This window comes from Micromonospora sp. NPDC049139, from assembly GCF_055586845.1.
In genome coordinates this window covers 93,047-115,600 of record NZ_JBVJHK010000017.1, presented here as the reverse complement: position 1 = coordinate 115,600, position 22,554 = coordinate 93,047, and the positions used below count along the sequence as shown (strand labels likewise).

Genomic DNA, 22,554 nt, shown 5'->3' with positions numbered 1-22,554 from the left:
GGCGCGTCCGGGAACGATCGTCGCCTGCCCGCCGAACGTACCCCCGGGCCTGCCCGCCGTCCGCCGGTCGTGACGGGTGCCACCGGAGCCGGCTGCGGCGCGTGGACGCGGCGGTCCCGCCCGGCCGGCGCCGGCCGCCGGTTCGGGTGCCGGCGGGCGGCTCGGGTGGCGGCTGCCGCAACAACACCGGGCGACCCGGCCATAGTGGGGTGTGAAGACCGAGACACGGCCCTGCGACGAGGAACTCTGGCCGGCCGTCGCCGCAGGCGACGAGGGCGCGTTCGGGCAGCTCTTCGACCGCCACTCGCGTGCGGTCTACAACCACGCCTTCCGGCTGACCGGCTCCTGGTGCACGGCGGAGGACATCACCCAGGCCACCTTCCTGGTCGCCTGGCGGAGGAGGGACGCGGCACGCCTGGTGGACGGGTCGGTGCTGCCCTGGCTGCTGGTGGTGGCGAGCAACGCCGTACGCACCGAGTGGCGGTCGGCGCGACGGTGGGCGGCGCTGCTGCGCCGCCTGCCGGTCGACCGGCAGGCGGCGGACGACCCGGCGGAGGAGGTCGCGCAGCGGCTGGACGACGAGCGACGGATGAGGGCGATCCTGGCCGCCGCCCGGCGGCTGCCCCGGGCGGAGCGGGAGGCCGTCGCGCTCTGCCTCTGGTCGGGGGTGCCGTACGCGAACGCGGCGGCGGCCCTCGGCGTCAGCGAGGTCGCCGTCCGGTCCCGGGTCAGCCGCGCCCGGAAACGGCTGGCGCGGCTGGTCACCGACGAGAACGAGGAGGAACAGCGATGACGAAGACCCTCGAGCCGCCCGGCGAGCGGGACCTGCCGCCCCGGGTGGCGGACCGGATGCGGGCCGACGTCCTCCGTGCGGTCCGCCGCCCGGCGACCGGACGGGTCCGCCTGCGGCTCGCGGTGGGTGCGACCGCGCTGGCGGTGGTCGCGGCCGGGTTCGCCGTACGGGCGCCCTCCGACGCCGAGACGGTGGAGGTGCTGGCGATGGGGTACGGCGAGTTGTCCCCCTCCCTCCGGGCGGCTGCCCGGCAGTGCCTGGCGTGGAGCCCGCGGGACCCGGACGTGGCACCGACAATGACCGATCTGGCCGTGGCGGCCGAGCGGGGCGACCGCGCTGTGGTGTTCTTTCTGGCCGAGACGGGCTACGTGACCTGCGACGTGCACCGGTCGGCGGGCGCGGAGGTGTCGGGCGGGCTCTCGATCGACCGCTGGCCCGCGCACGACCTGCTCCCCGGACCGGTGCAACGACTCCTGCTCACCTCCACGAAGCGGTCCGGTGGCGACGTGACGGTCAGCGGCCGGGTCAGCTCCCGGGTCGCCCGCCTGGTGCTGGAACACGGCGACGGGAAGACCACCGCCGCCCGGATCTCCGATGGTGTCTTCGCGGTCATGACGGTCGGCGCCGACCTCGACGAGGACGGGGCGCAACTGGTCAGCTACGACGCCGCCGGCACCGAGATCGACCGCCGACGGTTGTTCCAGCCCTCGGACGAGTTCGACCACTGCTACGTCGACCCCGCCGGCACGGTGGTGTACGGCCGGCCCGGCGGTGACTGCCGACCGGCCGAGCCCTGGGGGCGGTGACGCCGCGGCCGGCAGGGCGCCGGTGGGTCAGTGGGCGGCGTGCGGGTTCCCGGCCGTCAGCCGGAGCGTGAAGCCGTCGCCGTCGCCGTCGCCGTCGCGGTGCCAGGTCACGTGGCTGCACGACTGGTAGGTGATCCACAGGCCCAGCCCGCCCGGGGCGCCGCCGGACGCGGGGAGCAGCCCGCAGTACGGGTCCCCCGGCCCGTCGCCGCCGTCGCGGACCGTCGCCACGATGCGGTCGTCGCCGGACCAGACGCGCAGCAGGACCGGCGGCCGGCCGTGGCGCAGCGCGTTGGTGACGATCTCGCTGACCGCGACGACGAGATCGTCCACGTCGTCGGCCGACATTTGGCCCCGGTCGGCCTTGTGCACGGCGGCGCGCGCCTCGGCCGCCGTCGGGTCGGTCAGCTCGACGACCGGTGGCTCCACCTGGAGGGGGTCGGGCACGACCGGCCGGGTCTCCCGCAGGTAATCCGTCGGCGACGTCCAGGTCGTGCTCGGCACGTGCCGGCCGTCGGCGGTCGCGAACCGGGGATGCGTGCGGGCCACGTCCGCCAGCACCTCCGGCGGCGTGCACCGGGTGTCGTACGCGCACATGCTCCACAGCGGGAAGTCGTCGTAGGCGTGGTTGATCGCCGACTCGTACCGGGCCCACCAGTCCCACGTCGCGTCGAACGCGGCCGGGGGCACCTCGCCGAGGATCCGGATCTGCCGGGCGCCGGCGGCCACCTGTGCCGCGAGGAGTTCACGGTATAACCGGATGGCGGAGGCGGGCCGGGCGTAGACGTCGCCGCCGGGCAGGAACTCGACCCCGCAGCCGGCGGGCAGCGCCGAGCGGACCAGCGCGCCGGTGCGCTCGCCCAGGGCCACGTAGGTGGGCTCGCCCGCCTCGACGCCGCCGAGCAGGAACGGGACCACCACGGCGAGCAGCTCGTCGTCGGAGTCGTACCGGACGGCCTCGTGGTAGTAGCCGTGGTGCTGGGCGGCGGCGCCGGTCCTCATCGCGCGACCGCCACCCGGATGCCGGGCAGGTCCAGCAGGTCGACCAACCGGGCCGCCGCCGAGCGGGAGGTGCGCAGCACGGCGGTCGCGCCGCGGCAGCGCGCGTACTCGGCGAGGTGGGTCAGGGCACGGTGGTCGAGGAAGCGCAGCCCGGCCGCAGACAGCACCAGCTCACCGTCGGTGGGGCGCAGGTCGGCGCGGTCCAGGGCGGTGCGGAACAGCTCGTGGTTGGACAGGTCCAGCTCGCCGGCCAGCGCGGCGTGCCCGTCGGCGGGCGGGACGGCGTACAACCGGAACAGCACGTCGTCGACGTTGCTGGCCGGGTGCATGCAGGCCAGCTCGGCGACCGCCCGGTCGCCCAGACCGGGTCGGTGGTAGGCGCACATGGCCGAGAACGGCCGGGTGCGCATGTAGCGGTCGACGAGGTGCTCGTAGCGGGTGAAGCTCTCCAACTGGGTCGGAGTGCGGACCAGCTCGGTGGCCTCCGCGGCCACGCGCAGCCCGGTGTGCCCGGCGGCGAGCGCCTCGTCGGTGGCGGCCGCGTAGGCGGCGACCTGCGCCGGTGGGTCGACGACGTGGCCGTGCGAGTAGGTCGAGAACAGGGGGACCACGGCGGCGGCGCCCCGGCGCACGGCGGCGGCGAAGCCGGGCAGGCGGTGCAGCCGGTCGGCCACCGCGTCCGCGGGGTGCGGCGTGACGTACCAGACGCGTTCGCCGGCGGCGAGGCCCGCGAGCAGGTAGCGCTCCGCCCGGGCGGCGAGCGACCCCAGGTCCTCGTACGCCCAGCAGAGGTGCCCCCGCGGCGCGGCCCGCCGCTCTTCGCCGATCACGCTGATTGCCCCACGGCAACCAGTGTAGGTCGTCGGGAGACGGGGCCCCGGGGGCCCGAACTGCCCGGCCGGTGCGGGCGGCCCGCCGGTCAGGCGTGCCGCGCGCCGCCCAACCGGGCGGTGCGGGGGAAGGACGCCCAGATGTTCTTGGTGGTGCCGGTGGCGTACCAGCCGACGTCGAGGGACAGGGCGCGGGCGAGTTGCAGACCGCGCCCGCCGGCACCCTCGGGCTGCGTGTCGGCGAGCTCCGGCAGGGAACCGAGGTCGTGGTCGGCGACGTCGAGGACGAGGTGGTCGTCGGTGGCGAGCAGCCGGACGATGGTCGGCGGCCTCCCGTGGCGCAGGGCGTTCGTGGCGAGTTCCGTGGCGATCAGCACGACCAGCTCGGGGACCTCCTCCAGGGTCTCGCCCTCGCCGAGCACGTCGCCCGTCAACTCCTCGTGCAGGGACGCCCGCAGGCCGCGCAGGTCCGCCCCCTCGGACAACGTCCACCGCCGCAGCTCGACGGCCTGCGGCGGGGGTGGCGAACTGCTGAGCTGACCCATGGCGGAGTGGTACCCCGTCCCCGCCCGGCTCAAGCCGGGAGGCCGCCTACGGCGCCCGGGACGAGGAACTGCTGGCCGTCGTCGAGCGCTGCGAGGCGGAGACCGCCATCCAGCTCAAGTGGCTGCGTACCCGCATGAAGGCCGCCGCCCCGCAGGCGCTGGTCGTCGCCGACTAGCCGTGCCCAGGCCGGGACGGGCCGCCTGCTGCCCGGCCCGGGTGTCAGCCGACGTCCAGCGGTCGCCAGTGAAGGCCGTCGTCGGACAGGTACACCGTCCGCTCGTCGTGGCGAATCCAGCGGTCCGGGGCCACGGCCCGCGGCGCGTCGTGGTGCACCGGCCCGTCGACCGCCAGTGGCGCGTAGGTCCGTCCGTCCCGGCTGGTCAGTAGCCCGAACCGGGAATCGAGTTCAGCGAGCAGGACGTGGGTTCCGTCCACGGTGACCGTCGAACCGGCCTGCACGACCCAGCCATCCGGCAGCCGCGGCTCCTCCGCCTGCCAGGTGGCACCGCCGTCGACGCTGCGGTAGACCCGCCGCGGGACGCCCTGCTCGTCGGAGAGCGTCGCGAACACCGTCCTGCCGTCGGTGGTGGCGAGGTCGAACGCGCAGCCGACCGGAGGGTCGGCTTCCGGTTCCCGATCGAAGACGAACTTCTGCCAGCTCCGGCCGCCAGTGCGGCTCACCGCGACGGCGCTCCGCCCGGTCGCCGGATCACAGCCGCGTACCCAGTGTCCGGCCGCCGGTGGCGCGTCGACGGGCACGGCCGCGTCCAGCGGTGGCTGCGTCGCCAGCGGCACCACGGCGGCGCTCCCCGGATCGGGCACCAGAACGTCGCAGCCCTGCGGAACGTGGATCAGGCAGCCCCAGAGCCGGGTGCCCGGCACGGCCGCGGCGCGCGGCGTGCCGCCCTGGCCGGCGTCCCGCCAGGTCGCGCCGCCGTCGGTGCTGATCCGCCGGACGCTCCCGCCCGCGCCCTTTCCGGCCGATCCCACCGGGACCTGCGCCACCAGGAACTCCGGGCCGAGCACGGTCACGGTGACCGGATCGTCACCGCCGGACGGGAAATCCGCGCGGCGGTCCCAACTGCGTCCCCCGTCCGTCGAGGCGACCAGTCGCTGCGGGCAGGTCGCACAGTCGGCCAGCACCGCGTACAGGTGGGTTCGGTCGCCGCCACCGGCCCACAGCACGCGGGACTCGCCCGCCGCTGGGGCGACAGGCGTCCGCAGGAACGGCAGCACGGAGGCCGCACCGAGTGCGAGGGCGACCAGCGCCCCGAGCACGCCGGTGGCCGCCGCGACCCGGGCCCGCGTCCGCAGCCGGCCGGCCCGCTGCCGCACGGTGTCGAAGTCGGGCTGCCGCACGAACCGGTCGACCTCGTCGCGGAGTCCGTGGAAGTCCGGCTCAGGCATACCGCACCGTCCTCTCGTCGCTGATGGGTTCGTCGGTCAGGTGCCGGGCGAGTGCGGCCCGGCCCCGGGAGAGGCGGGCCTTGACAGTGCCCACGGGCACGTCCAGCGCCGCCGCCACCTCCGCCACCGGCAGGTCGGCCAGGTGGTGCAGGACCACCGCCTCGCGGGTCGGGCGAGGGAGCTTGCGCAGCGCGGCCATCAGCGCGACCCGGTCGGGCGAAAGCCCGGGATGGTCGTCGGGCGGCCCGGCCCGGCCACTGCGGATCAGCCGGTCGAGGAACCGCTGCCGCCAGTGCCGGGTCCGCGCCATGTTCATCGCTACCGTCCGCAGCCAGGTCTCCGGGTCGTTCACGGCGAGGAAGCGCGCGGGCCGAGCCAACGCCCGCGCGAACGCCTCGTGCACCACGTCCTGCGCCTCGGGCAGGCTGCCCGTCAACGCGTACACCTGACCCACCAGCCGGCGGTAGTGCGCCCGGTATGCCTCGTGCACCGCCGTCACGCCGTCCATCCGCTCTCCTTCTGCCGCTTCTACTACACGGACCAGCGGCAGAGCGGAGGGGTTGCATCCGCTGCAATGCGGAAGATCGGCCAATGGTAGGTGGGCCGACCTCGGCAGGCGGCAGATCCCTGCGGTTCGCACACCGCCACCTAACGGAACAATGGGAAGTATCGATCGCCGCGCGTGTCCTGGACGGAAGGCGGGCGGTTGTACCGGGCGTGACGGTGGAACCACGCACCAACATCGTGATCCCGGCGACGGCAGCCTGGCCGGCCTGGCGGGTCAGGTGGGCGGAGCGTGAGAGCGGGCGGCGGTCGCGCGCGTACGACGCCGAGGTCGAGGGCTGGCGCCGGCGCAACGACCACCTGATCCGGTTGCGGATCGAGGCCGCCGGTTTCCTCGGGTACGCGCAGCCGCGTACCGGCCTGCCGGTGGACCTCGGCGACGACGAGGTCGTGTTCCGGGTGCTGCCGGCCGCGGAGCTGGTCGAGGCGGAGGCCCGGCACGTGCCGGGGCTGCCCGCGCCGGGGCTGACGGTCGCCACGGCCGAGGTCGCGGCGACGGGCCGCGCGCTGCCGAAGGGGCTCCGGGTCGTCGACGCGGGCCCGGCCGTCGTGACCAACCGCCGGGTGGCCTTCGCCGGCCGCGCGGGGCGGCGCGAGTGGGCGTACGCGGACATGCTCGGGGCCGCGCACCACCCCGACGTCCCGCTCACCCTGCTGCACACCACCGACGGCAGTCGGCTCGCCGGGCTGCGGGTGCCGGCCACCGCCACGGTGAACTTCCGCTTCTACCTCACGCTCGCCCTCGCTGCCGCCACCGGGAAACGCGCCGCCGTCGCCGCGCAGCTCGACGCCCTGGTGGCCGCCCACCAGCACGCGCGGCCGGTCCCGCCGGCGCCGGCCGCGCCGGGCCGGGCCCCGCTGACCGCGCTGCGCCCCGATCGCCGGACGGCGCTCGCCGCCGCCGTCGCCACGCTGGCGTACGCGATGCTGACCGCCGGCGCGTTCGGGCCGGAGCGGCCCGGCCCGCCGTACCGGGCGGACGGCGGCGCCGGGAGCGTTCCCGCCGTGCCGGTGGTGCCGACCGTCACCACGACCGCTGCCGAGGAGCCGGTGGTGCCGGAGGAGGTCGGGCCGGGCACCGGCGGGACGGCGGTTCCCCGGGCCCGCGTCGCCGTGGGAGCGCGGGTGCCGGTCGTGCGGCAGGACGTGGTGAGCACGGGCGGCTCCGTTCCGCCGGCCGCCCCGGCACGGGGGCCGGCGCCCGCCCCGCCGCCGGTCCCCGTCCCGGCCCCGCCGGCCGCCCCGCCCCCGGCTGCCCCGGCGCCGACGGCCACGGCGCCGGCCCCGACCACCGCGCCGCCGGCGTCGGAGCCCGCCGCGGTCGACCTCTGTCTGGACGTCCTCCGGCTGCCCCTGCTGGACCGGCTCCTCTGCCCGCCGAGCGGTCCCTGACGCCCGGCCGCCCGCCCTGGCCGGCTGGCTGCGGCTTCCCGGCGCCGAGCGCGGCGACGCCCCGGTCTTCGGCCACCACGTCCTCGCGGGCCGGCCAGGACCCGGCCCGCGCCGAGCACGCCCGGCAGCGCTGGGTGACGGCCCCGCCGACCGGCTGAACCACCGGCGGCGCCACCCGGCGACCCGGCGGATGCCCGGGAGCGCCCTCCACCTAGGGAGGATCACTTGCGGGCGGCCCCGGGCCACTTCTTGCACATCTTTGGCAATTGCGGAATGCTGGCGGCAGCGGCGCTGGAGATCATCTGACCGCGCGGCGGGCCGTTCCCGTCGCGCGGCACCGATCCGGCCCGCCGCCGGCCACGCCGCACGCCATCGGCCGCGGTCACGGCCGGCCCACCTCAGGGCCCCGGCGCGGCGAACGCCGGGGTCGTGCGACGAACAGACCGGGAGCATGTGATGGGTACGCCGGTGTCCGTGCGGGTGGCGGCGATGGCCGTCGGCGCTGTCCTGGCCGTGGCGGGCTGCTCGTCCCCGACGAGCACGTCGACGGGCCCGGGCGCGGCCGGCACCCTCGTCGTGGCGACGGCGGGGGAGCCGGAGGCGTTGAACCCCGTGCTCAACTACGGGGTCGACGGCGGCTCGCTGATCTTCGACGGGCTGGTCGAACGCGACGCGCGCAACCAGTTGGTGCCGGCGTTGGCGCGGGAGCTGCCGGCCGTCTCCGCGGACGGCAGGACCGTCACCGTGAAGCTGCGCGACGGGGTGCTGTTCCACGACGGCAGCCCCCTGACCGCCCAGGACGTGGTCTTCACCTACCAGGCGGTGCTGGACCCGAAGGTCGACTCCACGCTCCGCTCCGACCTCGACATGCTCGCCTCGGTCACCGCGCCGGACCCGTCGACCGTGGTGTTCTCCCTGAAGTACGCCTACGCGCCGTTCCCGCAGCGGCTGGCGTTGGGCATCGTGCCGGCCAAGGCGCTGGCCGGGCAGGACGTCAACAAGGCAGAGTTCAACCGCAGGCCGGTGGGCACCGGACCGTACCGGGTGACGTCGTGGACCCCGGGCGACCGGCTCGTCCTCGCGGCCAACGAGAAGTACTGGGGCGGCAGGCCCGCCAACTCCGGCGTCGTGGTCGCGTTCGTCCCCGACGACAACGTCCGCGCGCAGCGGATGCGGGCGGGCGAGTTCGACGCGGCGGAGCTGGCGCCGAAGCTCGCCGCCGGTTTCGACGGGCTGGCCGGCCACCGGGTGGAGCGGGTGCCCACCGCCGACTACCGGGGCGTGGTGCTGCCGATGGGCAACCCGGTCACCGGCGACCCGGCGGTGCGGCGGGCGCTGAACGCGGCGGTGGACCGTGCGGCGATGGTCACCGGCCTGCTCGGCGGAGCGGGTGAGCCGGCGTTCGGGCCGGTCCCGCCGTCGTCGGAGTTCGCCGAGCCGTCGATCGTCGGCAAGCCCGCCGCCGACCCGGCCGCCGCGACCGCCGCCCTCGACGCCGCCGGCTGGAAGCCGGGCCCGGACGGCATCCGCGCGAAGGACGGCCGGCGCGCGGCCTTCGCGCTGATGTACCCGGCCACCGACAGCCTGCGCAAGGAACTCGCCCTCGCGGTGACCGCCGACGCGAAGAAGGTCGGCATCGAGATCACCCCGGAGGGCCTGACCTGGGACGCGATCACCCCGCGGATGAAGAGTGACGCGGTGGTCATGGGCTTCGGCACCCCGTACGACCCGGACTTCCTCTCCTACAAGCTGTTCCGCTCCGACTTCGCCGGCCAGGGCTTCTTCAACCCCGGCTCCTACCGGTCCGCCGTTGTGGACAAGGCGTTGCAGGACGCCCGCGACAACGCCGACCCGGCCACCCGCAAGGCCGCGTACGCCACCTTCCAGAAGCAGCTCGCCACCGACCTGCCGTGGGTGTTCCTCACCTACCTCCAGCACACCTACGTCGTGAAGGACGGCCTCGCCGGGGTGACGCCGCGGGTGGAGCCGCACGAGCACGACGTGGCCAACAGCCTCTGGTGGAACATCCACACCTGGACGAGGAAGTGACCGCACCGGCCACCCCCGCCCGCCGCCGACGGCTGGCGGGAGCCGGTGCCGTGGTCCGCCGGCGCCTGCTGGTGGCCGTGCCGATCCTCGCCGCCACCAGCGTCGGCATGTTCGCCCTCGGCGCGGCCTCGCCGATCGACCCCGCCCACCAGTACGCGGGCGCGGCGGCGTTCACCACCAGCGAGGAGAACCTGGCGCAGATCCGCGCCAACTGGGGGGTCGACGACCCGCTGCCGGTGCAGTACCTCCGCTGGGTGGGCAACCTGCTCCAGGGTGACCTGGGCTGGTCGACCAGCCGGCACGAACCCGTCACCTCCGTGCTGGCCGCCCGCGCCGGCTGGACCCTGCTGCTCGTCGGCGCCGCCCTCGCCCTCGTCCTCGTGGCGAGCCTGCTGCTGGGCACCCTGGCCGCGTACCAGCGCGGCGGCTGGTTCGACCGGGTGCTGCGCGCCGGCGCGTACGCGGTGCAGTCCATGCCGGTCTTCTGGATCGGGTTGGCCGCGATCGCCCTGTTCGCCCTGACCCTCGGCTGGCTGCCGGCGGGCGGGCTCACCGACGTCACCGCCACCACCACCGACCCCGCCGACGTGGCCCGGCACCTGGTCCTGCCGGTAACGGTGCTGGCGGTCGCCCAGGCGCCGTGGTTCGTCCTGTTCATCCGCGACGCCGTCGCCGAGAGCCTCCGCGACGACCACGTCCTCGCCGCCCGGGCCCGGGGCCTGCCCGGCCGCACCGTCCTGTTCGGCCACGCCCTGCGCACCGCGCTGCTGCCGTTCCTCACCCTCGTCGGCACCCACCTGCCGGAGCTGATCGGGGGCGCCGTCCTGGTCGAGACCGTGTTCTCCCTGCCCGGCCTCGGCGCGGTGACGGTGCAGGCCGCGCTGGGCAGCGACTTCCCGCTGCTGGCCGCGACCACCCTCGCCACCACCGTCGTGGTACTGGCCGCGAACCTGGCCACCGACCTCGCCTACTCCGCCGCCGATCCCCGGGTACGCCTCGATGACTGACCTCGCCCGCCCCGCCCGCGTCCGGCGGCCGAAGCCGCGGGCCGGCCGCGCCGGTACCGCCGTCGCCTGGGCCGTGCTCGTCGGCGCGGTCGCCGCCTGCCTGCTCGCCCCCGTCCTGTGGCCGCTCGACGAGAGCGCCGTCGACCTGGCGCGTACCCGGCTCGCGCCCTCGGCCGCGCACCCGGCCGGCACCGACGACCTGGGCCGCGACGTGGCCCACCGCGGCCTCTACGGCCTGCGTGTCTCCCTGCTCGTCGGCGCGGTCGCCGCGCTCGTGGCGACCGTGATCGGTGGTTTCGTCGGGGCGGTCGCCGGCACCCTCGGCGGCTGGGTCGACCGGGCGCTGATGCGGGTGGTCGACACCATCGCGGCGCTGCCGCACCTGCTGCTGGGCATCTTCATCGTCGCGATGCTGCGCCCCAGCCTCGGCGCGGTGATCGTGTCGATCGGGCTGACGCACTGGCTGTCCACCGCCCGCATCGTCCGCTCCGAGCTGCTCAGCCTGCGCACCCGGCCGTTCGTCGACGCCGCGATCGCCGGCGGCGCCAGCCGCGCGCGGGTGATCACCCGGCACCTGCTCCCGCACGTGCTGCCCCGGCTGGCCCTGGCCACCACGCTGATGGTGCCGCACGCCGTCTGGCACGAGACCGCGCTGTCCTTCCTCGGTCTCGGCCTGCCCCCGCACCTGGCCTCCATCGGCAACATGATCAACGACGGGCAGCGCTCCCTGCTCACCGGCGCCTGGTGGGCCAGCCTCGTCCCCGGCCTGCTCCTCGTCGTCGTCACGCTGGCCCTGGCCACCCTCACCGGCCGGTGGCGCGACCGCCTCGACCCGCGCGTACGAGCGGAGCTGAACCTTTGACCACCACCCGCGAGCCCCACGCCGCCACGGCCGGCACCGCCGCCACCGGCGACGCCACGCCCGTCACGGTCGGCAGCGCCGCCTCCACGGTCGGCAGCGCGGCCGGTCCTCGTCCCGCCCTGCTGGAGGTCGACGGGCTGACCGTCCGCTTCCAGCTCCGTGACGCCGTGGTGCGGGCCGTCACCGACCTGCGCCTCACCGTCCACCCCGGCGAACTGGTGGCCGTGGTGGGGGAGTCCGGCTGCGGCAAGTCGGTGCTCGCCCACGCCCTGCTCGGCCTGCTCCCCGGCAACGCCACCGTCTCCGGCCACGCCCGGCTGCGCCCGCCCGGCGGGGACCAGGTCGACCTGATCGGCTGCACCGAGCGCCACCTCGCCCGCGTCGTACGCGGCCGCGCGGTCGGGCTGGTGCCGCAGAGCCCCGCCACCGCGCTGACCCCCGTACGCACCGGCCGGCGGCTGCTGGCGGAGACCCTGCGCGCCCACGGGCACGCCCGCCGCGACGCGCCCTCGGCGGCCGAGCGGGTCGCCGCCGACGTCGGGCTAGACCCCGCCGACCTCGACCGCTACCCCCACGAGCTCTCCGGCGGCATGGCGCAACGCCTGGCCACCGCCCTCGCACTCGCCCCCGACCCGCCGCTGCTGCTCGCCGACGAACCGACCACGGGCCTCGACCGGCCCCTGGTCGACCACACCCTCGACCTGCTGCGCCGCCGCTGCGACGCCGGCAACGCCGTCCTGCTCATCACCCACGACCTGGCCGCCGCCCGCCGCGTCGCCGACACCGTCGCCGTCATGTACGCCAGCCGGGTCGTCGAGCGCCGGCCCACCGAGGCGCTGTTCGCCGCGCCCGCCCACCCCTACACCGCCGGCCTGCTCGACGCCCTGCCCGAGCGGGCGTTCCGCCCCGTGCCCGGCCACCCGCCGATGCTCACCGACCTGCCCGCCGGCTGCGCCTTCGCCCCGCGCTGCGACCGCGCCACCGACACCTGCCGCACGCCGCCCACCCCGGTCGTGGACGGCTCCGGCCAGGTCGCCTGCCACCACCCGCTGCCCGTCGGAGCGCCGGCATGACCACGACCACGGCCACCCGTCGACACCTCGGCCCGGAGGCGACCGCCACCGCGCTCGCCGCCCACCAGGTCACCGTCGCCTACGGTCGGCAGCGCGTCCTCGACCGCGTCGACCTGCACGTCGCCCCCGGCGAGACGGTCGGGCTGCACGGGCCCTCGGGCAGCGGCAAGTCCACCCTGGCCCGGGTACTCGCCCTGCTGCACGCCCCCGACGCCGGGCACGTCACCCTCGACGGCCACCGGGTCGCCGGAGTCCGCCACCGGCTGCCGGCGGCCGTCCGCACCCGCGTCGCGATCCTGTTCCAGAGCCCACGCGCCGCCACCGACCCGCGGCTCAGCCTCGCGGACATCGTCGCCGAACCGCTCCGCGCCACCGGCGTACCGGCCGAGCAGGCCAGGGCCCGCGCGGCCGAGCTGGCCGACCTCGTCGGCCTCACCGCGGACCTGCTCGCCCGCCGCCCGCACGCGGTCAGCGACGGGCAGCTGCAACGGGCCTGCCTCGCCCGGGCGCTCGTGCACCGGCCGGCCTACCTGCTCTGCGACGAGGCCACCGCCATGCTCGACGCCTCCACCCAGGCCCACCTCGCCGCCGTCATCACCGACTACCAGCGGCAGCGCGGCGCCGGGGTCCTGCTGATCACCCACGACCCGGCCCTGATGGCCCGCTGGGCGACCCGGGTCGTCGACCTTCCGCCCCCGCCGGGAGCGTGAACCGCCGCGCGCCGCACCGTCCACAGTGGTGAAGAAGGCCGCTCCATGGCATTCGTCACCGTGGCATTCGGGGCCGGGCGCAGGCTAGGGTGACGCTGCCGTGGTGTTCGGGAAGCCGGTGGAAGACCGGTGCGGCCCTCGCCACTGTGATCGGGAAGTCCGCGGCCCTCGTCGTCAGAGGTCACTGGGCGTGTCGCACGCCTGGGAAGGCCGGCCACGGACGCACCTCCCGTCAGCCAGGAGACCGGCCACGGCACTGCGATGACCCGTCCACGAGGTGCTGGAAGGCGGTCCCGATGCGCGTGCGCGCTGTGCGGTCCACCCTGTCCCGGCGCGTAGCCGCGCCCCTGTCCGTCCTCCTCGTCCTGCTCGGCGCCTGCGCCACGGACGACGACCCCGCCCCGGCATCCGGCGCGCCGGCCACCCTGACCAACTGCGGCACGCCGGTCACCGTCGCCGCCCCGCCCCAGCGGGCGGTGACCCTGAACCAGCCCGCCACCGAGATCATGCTGGCGCTCGGCCTGGCCGACCGCATGGCCGGCACGGCGTACCTGGACGACGCGATCCTGCCGGAGCACGCCGCCGCGTACGCATCGGTGCCGGTGCTGTCCGGAAAGTACCCGGCCAAGGAGAAACTCCTGGAGACGGCGCCGGACTTCGTCTACGCCTCGTTCCACAGCGCCTTCGGCGACGAGGGCGTCGGCGACCGGGCCGCCCTGGCGGGGCTCGGCATCGGCACCTATCTCTCACCCGCCGGGTGCCCGAAGCCGCACCGGCCGGGAAAGCTCACCGTCGAGGACGTGTTCGCCGAGATCCGGGACGTCGCGGCCGTCTTCGGGGTGCCGGAGCGGGCCGAGACGCTCATCGCCGACCACCGCGCCCGGATCGCCGCCGCTGCCGCCAGGCTCGACGGCACGCGGGACGTCTCCGTGCTCTGGTGGGACGCCGGCACCGACGCCCCGAGCGTGGGCGCCTGCTGCGGCAGCCCCAACATGATCATGTCGGCGGTCGGGATCGGCAACGCCTTCGGCGACCTCGCCGGCGGCTGGGCCGACACCAGTTGGGAGAGCGCCGTCGCGCGCGACCCCGACGCGGTCGTGCTGGTCGACGCGACCTGGGACCCGGCCGCCGCGAAGCAGGCGTTCCTGGCCCGGCACCCCACCCTCAAGGACCTGCCCGCGGTGGCCGGGCAGCGGTTCGTCGTCATTCCGTTCTCGTCCACCACCGCCGGGGTGCGGGCGGTGCTCGGCGTCGAGGCGCTCGCCGCGGGGATGGCGCAGCTTCCCGCCCGAGCGGGCCGCTGACCGCCGTGGCGCGCCGTACCGCCGTGGCCCGCCGTCTCGCCGTGGCCCGCCGTCTCGCCGTGCGCGGTCGGGCCGGCGCGGATCCCGGCGCCACTGCCTCCGGGGTCCGGCGCGGCCGGCCCGTCCGTCCCGTCGGCACCGTCGCGCTGCTGGTCACGTTGCTGGCGGTGCTGGTCGTGTCGATCGGGGCGGCCGTCACCGTCGGGCCGGCCGACATCCCCGTGTCGACGGTCTGGGCCGTCGTGGCCGACCGCCTGGGCCTGGCCCACGCCGACGTGCCGCTGCTGCGCGAGCACATCGTCTGGCGGCTGCGCCTGCCCCGGGTGCTCGGCGCCGCAGTGCTGGGCGCCGGGCTGGCGGCCGTCGGGGCGGTGACACAGACCGTCACCCGCAACCCGCTGGCCGACCCGTACCTGCTCGGGGTCTCCTCCGGGGCGTCGCTCGGCGCGGTCGCGGTGCTCGTCCTCGGCGTCGGCGGCGGGGTCGCGGCGCTCACCGGGGGCGCCTTCACCGGCGCGCTGGCCGCGTTCGCCGTCGTGGCGGCGGTGGCCGGCCGGCGGGCCGCGCTGGCGCCCACCCGGGTGGTGCTGGCCGGGGTCGCCGTCGCGCAGCTGTGCGGGGCGGCGACGTCGTTCGTCATCGTCTGGGTCGCCGACCCGCACGCCACGCAGAGCATCACCTTCTGGCTCTCCGGCTCGCTGGCGCGCGTCGACTGGCCCGCCCTGGCCTGGGTGGTACCGGTGCTGGCCGCCGTGCTCGCCCTCGTGGCGGCGCACGCCCGCACGCTCAACGCCTTCGCCTTCGGCGAGGACGCCGCCGAGACCCTCGGCGTGCCCGTCACCCGGGTCCGGTGGCTGCTGCTGGTCGCCACCGCGCTGCTCACCGCGGCGCTGGTCGCCGTCAGCGGCGCGGTGGGTTTCGTCGGGCTGATCCTGCCGCACGCCGCCCGGTTCCTCACCGGCGCGGACCACCGGCGCCTGCTGCCCGTCGTCGTCCTCGCCGGCGCGATCTTCATGGTCTGGGTGGACACCGCCGCGCGGACCCTGTTCGCGCCCCGCGAACTGCCGGTGGGCGTGCTGACGGCGCTGCTCGGGGTGCCCGCCTTCGTGGTCCTGCTGCACCGGGCCCGGCCGGCAGAGTCGCGGCGACCCCGGGGACGGTGGGCCGGGTGCCGGAAGGCGGGCGACTGATGCTCGCCGTCACCGACGTGTCCTGGGCCGTCGCGGCCCGGCGGATCCTCGACGACGTCACCTGCGCCGTGCCGGCGGGCAGCCTCGTCGGGCTGCTCGGCCCCAACGGCTGCGGCAAGACCACCCTGCTGCGGATCGTCGCCCGGCTCGTCGCGCCCGACAACGGGCGGGTCACCATCGGCGGCGACGACGTCGCCACCCTGCCCCGCGCGGCGCTGGCCCGCCGCGCCGCGCTGCTCGCCCAGCACGCCGACACCGACCTGGACCTCACCGTCGAGGAGGTGGTGCTGCTCGGCCGTACCCCGCACCGCCGCTCGCGATGGTCGGACAGCGACGCCGACCGTGCCGCCGCGGCCGACGCGCTGGCCCGGGTCGACCTCGACGGGTACGCCGGCCGCCGCTGGCACACCCTCTCCGGCGGCGAACGGCAGCGGGTCCAGCTGGCCCGCGCGCTCGCCCAGCAACCGCACCTGCTGCTGCTCGACGAGCCCACCAACCACCTCGACATCGGCCACCAGTTGCAACTGCTGCACCTGGTCCGCCGCGCCGGGGTCACCACCCTCGCCGCGCTGCACGACCTCAACCTGGCCGCCATGTTCTGCGACACGGTGGTCGTCCTGGCCGCCGGCCGGGTCGTCACCGCCGGCCCGCCCGCCGAGGTCCTCACTCCCGGGCTGCTCGCCGACGTCTACGGCGTCCAGGCCGACGTGGCGACGCACCCGGGCACCGGTCGGCCCACCATCACCTACCACCCGCCCGCGTCGTGACCCGGCACGTGCCGCCGGGCTCGACCGGGACCAAGGAGTCGGACATGACCGCCACACCGGGCTGTCTGGTCACCGTGTGCCGCGACTGCTGCTGTGGCAGCACCCGCAAACACCCCGCCGTCGACCACGACGCGCAGCTGCGGCGACTGCGGGCCGCGCTGCCGGCGCCGCACCGGGTACGCGTCAGCGCCTGCCTCGACCTCTGCGCGCAGTCCAACCTGGTCGTCGTCCACCCCGCGCCGTCGGCGCGACGGGCCGGCGCGCGGCCGGTCTGGTTCGGTCTCGTCCTGCACGACTCCGTGGTCGACGACATCACCGACTGGGTGCGCGCCGGGGGGCCGGGCGTCGCGCCGCTGCCCGCCACCCTGGAGCTGTCGGTGGTCACCCCGACGCTCCCCACCGGCGGGTGAGACGGCCGGGGCTGCCCGGGCCGTCGTGCCGACGACCTGACTTTCGGCAGTAACGACGCAGGTGGTGGCTTTGTAACCTGGCCCCGTGGCAGGTTGGTGGCGCGGCGGACGGCAGCGGTGGATGCCTTTTCCCCGCTCCGGAGGGCCGCCTTCCGGTGGGCAGGCCGGATCGTGGGTGAAGGTCCTGTCCGACGTGTCGCTCTGGGCGGTCCTGTCGGCGCCGATCGCCTGGGACCTGGTCGTCGCCCCGACCGGCCCGTACGCCGGCTGGCGGCTGGTGGGCTGCCTCCTGCTGATGGCCCTCGCGGTGGTGGTCAGCCGGCACCACCCGACGGTCTCCCTGCTGATCGTCGTGGTGCCGACCGCGTTCGAGGGCAACTTCGTGTTCGCCGTCCCCGTGATGAGCTACCTGGTGGGCCTGCGGATGCCCCGGGCCCGCCCGGCCGCGTATACGTTCGCCGTGATCGCGGCGGGAGGCACCGCGCTGACGGTCGGCGTCCTCGGCTCGGGCGTGACCACCTGGTTCTTCCTCACCACCACCCTGCTTTTCGTCGGGGTGTTCCCCTGGCTGGTCGGCCGCCACCGCCGCCAGCAGCGGGCGCTCGTCCACGCCGGCTGGGAACACGCCGATCTGCTCGAACGGCAGCAGCGCGCCGCCGCCGAGCGGGCCCGGATGCGGGAGCGGGCCCGTATCGCCCAGGACATGCACGACTCCCTGGGCCACGACCTGGCCCTGATCGCGTTGAAGGCCGGCGGGCTGGAGGTGGCCACCGACCTCGACGAGCGGCACCGGCGGGCGGCGGGGGAGCTGCGTGCCAGCGTCACCGCCGCGACCGAGCAGCTCGCCCAGATCATCGGCGTGCTCCGGGAGGACGGTGCGCCGGCTCCGACCCGGCCGGCCGCCGAGGGCGTCGCCGACCTGGTGGGGCGGGCCCGCGACGCCGGGATGACGGTCCGGCTCAGGTGGGACGGGTCCGAGGCGCCGGCACCGCCGATGGTCGAGCGGGCGGTGCACCGGGTGGTCCAGGAGGCGCTGACCAACGCCACCCGGCACGCGCCGGGCGCCGCCGTGACCGTCCTGCTGACCCGCTCGGCCGAGCAGACGGTGGTGAGCGTGGCGAACGAGCCCCCGCCGGGCGGTCTGCCGCCCGGTGTGGCCTCGACGGGTTCCGGCCTGCTGGGCCTGCGGGAGCGGGTACGGCTGGCCGGCGGCGCGCTGAGCGCCGGGCCACGAGGCGGCGGTTTCGAGGTCACCGCCCGCCTGCCCCACGCCGCCGGCGCCGTGTCGGTCGACGCCGACGAGGGCGTACGCCCGGTCCGGCCGGCGTCGGCGACCCGGTTGCGTGAGGCGCGGCGGCGGGTGCGGCGCAGCCTCGTGGTGGCCGTGGCCGCCCCGGTGGTGGCCGCCGGCGTGCTGTCACTGGCCTACTACCCGTTCGCCACCTTCGACGCGGTCCTCGAACCGGCGGACTTCGACCGGATGCGGATCGGCCAGCACCGCACCGAACTGCGGGGCCTGCTGCCGGAGCGCCAGGTCGTCGAACGGCCGGACCCGACGGGGTGGTCGCTACCCCCGGGCGCCTCCTGTGAGTTCTACACCGACGGCAACTTCCCCCTCGGCCAGGCCGCCTACCGGCTCTGCTTCGCCGAGGGCCGGCTGCTGACCAAGGACCGGATGTCCGACTGACGGCGGTCGGCGGCCGGCGACGACCTGGCTCGGCTGCCGGGCTCGTCATTCACGCGATGCGTTCCCGCGCGGGCCGAATGCCGTCCGCGCCCGACCCCGAGGAGATGCGGTGATCCCGGTCCTGCTGGCCGACGACGAGGCGATGATCCGGGCCGGGGTGCGCGTGATCCTGGCGGCGGATCCCGAGATCGAGGTGGTGGCGGAGGCCGCGGACGGGCGGGCCGCCGTCGACCTGGCCCGGGCGCACCGGCCGCGGGTGGCGCTGCTGGACATCCGGATGCCGAAGCTGGACGGGCTCGCGGCCGCCGTGGAGATCCGTCGGCTCGTGCCCGACACCGCGGTGCTCATGCTCACCACCTTCGGTGAGGACGACTACGTCGCGCGGGCGCTCGGTGACGGGGCCAGCGGTTTTCTGCTCAAGGCCGGAGATCCGCGTGAACTGCTGGCCGGGGTGCGCGCGGCGGCCGACGGCGGCGCCTACCTGTCGCCGCGGATCGCCCGGCGGGTGATCGAGCTGGGCGGCGCGCGGATGGCCCGCGGCCCGGCCGCCTGGGCCCGCATCGGGACGCTCACCGACCGGGAACGTGAGGTGCTGGCGCTGGTCGGGGCGGGGCTGTCCAACGCGGAGATCGCCCGGCGGCTGTTCCTGGTGGAGGGCACGGTGAAGAGCTACCTGAGCACGATCTTCGCCCGGCTCGGCGTGCGGAACCGGGTGCAGGCCGCGATCGTCGCGTACGACGCCGGCCTGGTGGACGACGCCGGGTGACGGCGGTCGTGTCGGACCGCCGCCACCCGGCTCCGGATCAGGCGTCCCGGGACCGCAGCACCGCGTAACCGGCGAGCATCGCCGCGAGGGCCCACGCGGCGAGCAGGGCGAGGCCGGCCGCCGGCGGGTACGGGTCGGTGTCGCCACTCATGAAGTGGGATCCGGCCACCCCCGGCAGCCCGTCGACGAGCCGGTTGACGAACTCGATGTCGAGGGCGCCGAGCGAGATCGGCACCACCATGAGGATCATGAACACGGTGGTCAGCGTGCCGACCGCGCTACGCAGCACCGTCCCGAGCCCGAGGGTGAAGACGCTGATCAAGGAGAGGTACGCGGCCACCGCCAGCACGTCGCCGACGGTTTCCCCCGCCCGGAACCGGCCCCACCCACCGAGCACCGGGTCGGCGACGGCGGAGCCCAGCGCCCCGAGCAGCGCGCCCACCACGAACGTGACCACGGCGACCACGGCGGTCTTGGCCAGCAGCAGTCGGCCCCGTGACGGGGTCCACTGCAGCGTGCTCCGGATCGTGCCCGTCGCGTACTCGGCGGTGATCACCAGCATCGCCAGCGCGACCACCGTGAACTGCGCCAGGAGCACGGAGCTGATCGCGACGGTACCGACACCGACCACCCCCGGGTCGTCGGCGGGGTCGGTGTTGGTGTTCTCGTTGACCACGTAGATGGCCTCCTGCCCGGCCGCCGCCGCCATCAGCAGGGCGCTGGCGAGCAGGTTCCACCAGACCGAGCGCACCGACCAGAGCTTGGTCCACTCGCTGGCGACAGCACCGGTCAGGCCGCCGCCGGTCGGGTCGCCGCGTCGGGTCGACCGGTCGGCGGCGGGCAGGGTTGTCGTGGCCGTCGTCATCTCCGCGCCCCCGATCGGGTGGTCGCCAGCGCGCCATACTCGACGTCGTCGGCGGTCAGTTCCATGTACGCCTCCTCCAGTGACGCCTCGCGCACGCTCAACTCGTGCAGGCGTACGCCGATCTCGTGCGCCAGGTCGCCGACCCGCTCGACGCCGGCGCCGGTGACGACGAGCGCGCCGTCCGCCTCCTGCTGGACCGCGACGCCCGCCGCGACGAGCCGGCGCCGCAGCTCGGCCAGGCCGGCCGGTTGTGGGCTGCGGACCAGCACCGCCGTCGACGAACTGCCCCCGATGACCTCGGCTATCGGGGCGTCGGCGAGGAGCCGGCCCTTGCCGACCACCACGAGTTGGTCGGCGGTGAGCTGCATCTCGCTCATCAGGTGGCTGGAGACGAAGACGGTCCGTCCCTCGGCGGCCAGGGACCGCATGAGCTGGCGGACCCAGCGCACCCCGTCCGGGTCGAGTCCGTTGACCGGCTCGTCGAACATCAGCACCCCGGGGTCGCCGAGCAGGGCGCCGGCGATGCCGAGGCGCTGGCCCATGCCGAGGGAGTAGGTGCCGGCCCGCTTGCCGGCGACGGTGGTGAGGCCCACCGTGGCGAGCACCTCGTCCACGCGTCGGGTGGGGATGCCGTTGCTGCGGGCCATCGCCAGCAGGTGGTTGCGGGCGTTCCGCCCCGGGTGCACCGCCTTGGCGTCGAGCAGCGCACCGACCTCGCGCAGCGGGTGCCGCAGGGTCGCGTACCGCCGGCCCTCGATGAGCGCCTCGCCGGCGGTGGGCCGGTCCAGACCGACGATCATGCGCATCGTGGTGGACTTCCCGGCCCCGTTCGGGCCGAGGAAACCGGTGACCCGGCCCGGGGCGAGGTCCAGGGTCAGGTTGTCGACGGCTGTCGTCGCGCCGAAGCGTTTCGTCAACCCGCGTAATGTGATCATTGTTCTCCCGGTGAAGGTGCCATCTCGACGTCGACGCTAGGAATCGGCGGGGCGGGGCACAGCCGCCGATCGGCATCGGTCGGCCCTGACGAAAGTCAGGACCCGGGTGCGCCCGCCGTCGAGAAGCGCGGGGCCGGGCCCGTGACCGGCCCGACCTGCCGTCCACTGTGGTGTCTCCCGGCCCGAGGCCCGCCGCCCCTGAGATTTCTCAGGGCCGACATGGTTACTTCCGGCAGATGCCGTCGGCGAGCGCCCCGGGCGAGCCTTGCCGCATGCGAACGATTTCTCGACGATGGCTGTTGGGCGGCGCCGCGGTCGCGGTGTCGGCGGCGATGGTGTCGACCGCGCCGGCGGCTCCCGCCCTGGCCGCACCGGACCCGGGAGCAGGCTCGACCCCGCCGCCGGCCACGAGCGCGCCGCTGCGGTTGCGTCTTCCCGCACCGACCGGCCCGCACCCCGTCGCCGCCACCGAACTGCATCTGGTCGACCGCGGCCGGCCCGATCCGTGGGTGGCCGCCAAGCCGCGGGAACTCATGGTCACCGTCTGGTACCCGGCTCGCCCGGCGGGCGGCGAACCACTCGCGCCGTACCTGCCGCCGCTGGCCGCGCAGCGGTACGGCGAGAATCTCGGCGGCATGCTCGGCGTCCCCGCCGGGCAGGTCGACTGGGCGGGCATCACCACCCATGCCCGGGCCGGCGCGCCCGCCCGCGCCAGGCGCGGAGGATTCCCGGTGGTCGTGTACTCGCCCGGCGGCGAGCGGCCCCGCGCGGAGGGCACGGTCCTCGTCGAGGAACTGGCCAGCCGGGGCTACGTCGTGGTGACGGTCGACCACACGTACGAGGCGCCGGTCGTCGAGTTCCCCGGCGGACGCGTGGAGACGCAGCGCCTACCCGACCTGGAACCCGCCGACCTCATGCGCGCACAGATCCACACCCGGATCCAGGACACCCGGTTCGTCCTCGACCAGCTCGCCGTCCTCGCCCGCGGCGGCAACCCCGACGCCGGCGAGCGCCCGCTACCACGCGGCCTCGGCGCCGCGCTGGACCTGTCCCGCGCGGGCATGTTCGGCCACTCGGCCGGTGGCTTCACCACCGCCGAGGCGATGCTCGCCGACCGGCGGTTGGACGCGGGAGCGGACCTGGACGGCAGCATGGCGTACGGCAGGGACGACCTCGGCGACGTGGCCGAGCACGGGCTGGACCGCCCGTTCCTGCTGATGGGCGCCGGTCTCGTCGGCGGCAGGCCGTACACCCACCTGGACGCCCCGGACTGGCGGTCGTTCTGGGCGAACTCGACCGGCTGGAAGCTCGACCTGTACGTCCCCGAGGGCCAGCACTTCACCTTCACCGACCACCAGGTGCTGCTGCCGCAGCTCGACGCGGCGTTCCCGCTGCCGGAGGGACTCGTCACCGGCCTGATCGGCACCGTCGACCCGGGCCGGATCGTCGCCGCCCAACGCGCCTACCTCACCGCCTTCTTCGACCAGCACCTCCGCCAGCGACCCCGGGCGCTGCTCGACCGCCCGTCGCCGAGGCACCCCGACGTGACCTTCGTCCGCTGACCAACCGTCGAGGACGCCGCCGGCCCG

General features: G+C 75.7%; 23 protein-coding genes and 1 riboswitch. Of the genes, 15 read left to right on the top strand and 8 right to left on the bottom strand.

Going from position 1 to position 22,554, the window contains the following annotated elements:
* The first annotated feature begins 211 nt into the window (after window positions 1-211).
* Both ACZ6Q9_RS25465 and ACZ6Q9_RS25460 read left to right on the top strand, forming a co-directional pair.
* Window positions 212-793 (top strand): RNA polymerase sigma factor, encoded by a 582-nt coding sequence (locus tag ACZ6Q9_RS25465; protein WP_393453192.1) that lies wholly within the window; start codon window positions 212-214, stop codon window positions 791-793.
* Window positions 790-1,599, top strand: coding sequence for a hypothetical protein (locus ACZ6Q9_RS25460; RefSeq protein ID WP_393453189.1), 810 nt, complete (start codon window positions 790-792; stop codon window positions 1,597-1,599). The genes ACZ6Q9_RS25465 and ACZ6Q9_RS25460 overlap by 4 nt, the downstream gene beginning before the upstream one ends.
* A 27-nt stretch (window positions 1,600-1,626) precedes the next feature.
* On the opposite strand, the gene ACZ6Q9_RS25455 is transcribed toward ACZ6Q9_RS25460, so the two are convergent.
* From ACZ6Q9_RS25455 to ACZ6Q9_RS25435, 5 genes are all read right to left on the bottom strand, one after another.
* Window positions 1,627-2,601 (bottom strand): anti-sigma factor RsbA family regulatory protein, encoded by a 975-nt coding sequence (locus ACZ6Q9_RS25455; RefSeq protein ID WP_396829810.1) that lies wholly within the window; start codon window positions 2,599-2,601, stop codon window positions 1,627-1,629.
* Window positions 2,598-3,431: an MEDS domain-containing protein gene (locus tag ACZ6Q9_RS25450; RefSeq protein WP_396829808.1), complete on the bottom strand. Its 834-nt coding sequence runs from the start codon at window positions 3,429-3,431 to the stop codon at window positions 2,598-2,600. Before ACZ6Q9_RS25450 ends, ACZ6Q9_RS25455 begins: the two co-directional genes overlap by 4 nt.
* 89 nt (window positions 3,432-3,520) lie before the next feature.
* Complete coding sequence (locus ACZ6Q9_RS25445) at window positions 3,521-3,976, bottom strand: ATP-binding protein (RefSeq protein WP_396829806.1); 456 nt, start codon at window positions 3,974-3,976, stop codon at window positions 3,521-3,523.
* Window positions 3,977-4,196: 220 nt separating this feature from the next.
* Window positions 4,197-5,384, bottom strand: a complete 1,188-nt coding sequence (locus ACZ6Q9_RS25440; RefSeq protein WP_396829804.1) for a WD40/YVTN/BNR-like repeat-containing protein — start codon at window positions 5,382-5,384, stop codon at window positions 4,197-4,199.
* Window positions 5,377-5,892 carry an RNA polymerase sigma factor gene (locus ACZ6Q9_RS25435; protein ID WP_396829802.1) on the bottom strand — a complete coding sequence of 172 codons (516 nt, stop codon included), beginning with the start codon at window positions 5,890-5,892 and terminating at the stop codon, window positions 5,377-5,379. The genes ACZ6Q9_RS25440 and ACZ6Q9_RS25435 overlap by 8 nt, the downstream gene beginning before the upstream one ends.
* A gap of 209 nt (window positions 5,893-6,101) precedes the next feature.
* On the opposite strand from ACZ6Q9_RS25435, the gene ACZ6Q9_RS25430 reads away from it, so the two are divergent.
* A complete protein-coding gene (locus ACZ6Q9_RS25430) occupies window positions 6,102-7,340 on the top strand; it encodes a hypothetical protein (RefSeq protein WP_466021435.1) in 1,239 nt (412 codons plus the stop codon).
* Between the two features lie 221 nt (window positions 7,341-7,561).
* Here the strand turns inward: ACZ6Q9_RS25430 and ACZ6Q9_RS25425 are convergent, their stop codons facing one another.
* Window positions 7,562-7,726 carry a hypothetical protein gene (locus ACZ6Q9_RS25425; protein ID WP_396829800.1) on the bottom strand — a complete coding sequence of 55 codons (165 nt, stop codon included), beginning with the start codon at window positions 7,724-7,726 and terminating at the stop codon, window positions 7,562-7,564.
* A gap of 70 nt (window positions 7,727-7,796) precedes the next feature.
* Here ACZ6Q9_RS25425 and ACZ6Q9_RS25420 point away from each other — a divergent pair, with 70 nt between their 5' ends.
* The 11 genes from ACZ6Q9_RS25420 to ACZ6Q9_RS25370 all read left to right on the top strand — a co-directional run bounded on the left by ACZ6Q9_RS25420 (window position 7,797) and on the right by ACZ6Q9_RS25370 (window position 19,165).
* Window positions 7,797-9,389 carry an ABC transporter substrate-binding protein gene (locus ACZ6Q9_RS25420; protein ID WP_393258020.1) on the top strand — a complete coding sequence of 531 codons (1,593 nt, stop codon included), beginning with the start codon at window positions 7,797-7,799 and terminating at the stop codon, window positions 9,387-9,389.
* Window positions 9,359-10,396: an ABC transporter permease gene (locus ACZ6Q9_RS25415; RefSeq protein ID WP_393258023.1), complete on the top strand. Its 1,038-nt coding sequence runs from the start codon at window positions 9,359-9,361 to the stop codon at window positions 10,394-10,396. Before ACZ6Q9_RS25420 ends, ACZ6Q9_RS25415 begins: the two co-directional genes overlap by 31 nt.
* Window positions 10,389-11,258, top strand: coding sequence for an ABC transporter permease (locus ACZ6Q9_RS25410; protein ID WP_393258025.1), 870 nt, complete (start codon window positions 10,389-10,391; stop codon window positions 11,256-11,258). Before ACZ6Q9_RS25415 ends, ACZ6Q9_RS25410 begins: the two co-directional genes overlap by 8 nt.
* Window positions 11,255-12,331, top strand: a complete 1,077-nt coding sequence (locus tag ACZ6Q9_RS25405) for an ABC transporter ATP-binding protein (RefSeq protein ID WP_393453163.1) — start codon at window positions 11,255-11,257, stop codon at window positions 12,329-12,331. The genes ACZ6Q9_RS25410 and ACZ6Q9_RS25405 overlap by 4 nt, the downstream gene beginning before the upstream one ends.
* Entirely contained in the window at window positions 12,328-13,041 is a 714-nt protein-coding gene (locus ACZ6Q9_RS25400) for an ABC transporter ATP-binding protein (RefSeq protein ID WP_393258030.1), read from the top strand. The genes ACZ6Q9_RS25405 and ACZ6Q9_RS25400 overlap by 4 nt, the downstream gene beginning before the upstream one ends.
* Before the next feature lie 84 nt (window positions 13,042-13,125).
* Window positions 13,126-13,308: riboswitch (cobalamin riboswitch) on the top strand.
* A gap of 29 nt (window positions 13,309-13,337) precedes the next feature.
* Window positions 13,338-14,345 (top strand): ABC transporter substrate-binding protein, encoded by a 1,008-nt coding sequence (locus ACZ6Q9_RS25395; RefSeq protein WP_393453157.1) that lies wholly within the window; start codon window positions 13,338-13,340, stop codon window positions 14,343-14,345.
* A gap of 5 nt (window positions 14,346-14,350) precedes the next feature.
* Window positions 14,351-15,535 carry a FecCD family ABC transporter permease gene (locus ACZ6Q9_RS25390; RefSeq protein ID WP_393453154.1) on the top strand — a complete coding sequence of 395 codons (1,185 nt, stop codon included), beginning with the start codon at window positions 14,351-14,353 and terminating at the stop codon, window positions 15,533-15,535.
* A complete protein-coding gene (locus tag ACZ6Q9_RS25385; RefSeq protein ID WP_393258037.1) occupies window positions 15,535-16,302 on the top strand; it encodes an ABC transporter ATP-binding protein in 768 nt (255 codons plus the stop codon). Before ACZ6Q9_RS25390 ends, ACZ6Q9_RS25385 begins: the two co-directional genes overlap by 1 nt.
* A 44-nt stretch (window positions 16,303-16,346) precedes the next feature.
* Window positions 16,347-16,712, top strand: coding sequence for a hypothetical protein (locus tag ACZ6Q9_RS25380; RefSeq protein ID WP_393258039.1), 366 nt, complete (start codon window positions 16,347-16,349; stop codon window positions 16,710-16,712).
* A gap of 175 nt (window positions 16,713-16,887) precedes the next feature.
* Entirely contained in the window at window positions 16,888-18,399 is a 1,512-nt protein-coding gene (locus ACZ6Q9_RS25375) for a sensor histidine kinase (RefSeq protein ID WP_393453151.1), read from the top strand.
* A gap of 142 nt (window positions 18,400-18,541) precedes the next feature.
* Entirely contained in the window at window positions 18,542-19,165 is a 624-nt protein-coding gene (locus tag ACZ6Q9_RS25370) for a response regulator (RefSeq protein ID WP_466021436.1), read from the top strand.
* A 37-nt stretch (window positions 19,166-19,202) separates the two neighbouring features.
* Here the strand turns inward: ACZ6Q9_RS25370 and ACZ6Q9_RS25365 are convergent, their stop codons facing one another.
* Complete coding sequence (locus ACZ6Q9_RS25365) at window positions 19,203-20,030, bottom strand: ABC transporter permease (RefSeq protein WP_393453145.1); 828 nt, start codon at window positions 20,028-20,030, stop codon at window positions 19,203-19,205.
* Window positions 20,027-20,965, bottom strand: a complete 939-nt coding sequence (locus ACZ6Q9_RS25360) for an ATP-binding cassette domain-containing protein (RefSeq protein WP_393453142.1) — start codon at window positions 20,963-20,965, stop codon at window positions 20,027-20,029. Before ACZ6Q9_RS25360 ends, ACZ6Q9_RS25365 begins: the two co-directional genes overlap by 4 nt.
* A gap of 272 nt (window positions 20,966-21,237) precedes the next feature.
* Here ACZ6Q9_RS25360 and ACZ6Q9_RS25355 point away from each other — a divergent pair, with 272 nt between their 5' ends.
* Complete coding sequence (locus tag ACZ6Q9_RS25355) at window positions 21,238-22,527, top strand: alpha/beta hydrolase family protein (protein WP_393453140.1); 1,290 nt, start codon at window positions 21,238-21,240, stop codon at window positions 22,525-22,527.
* The last annotated feature ends 27 nt before the right edge of the window (window positions 22,528-22,554 follow it).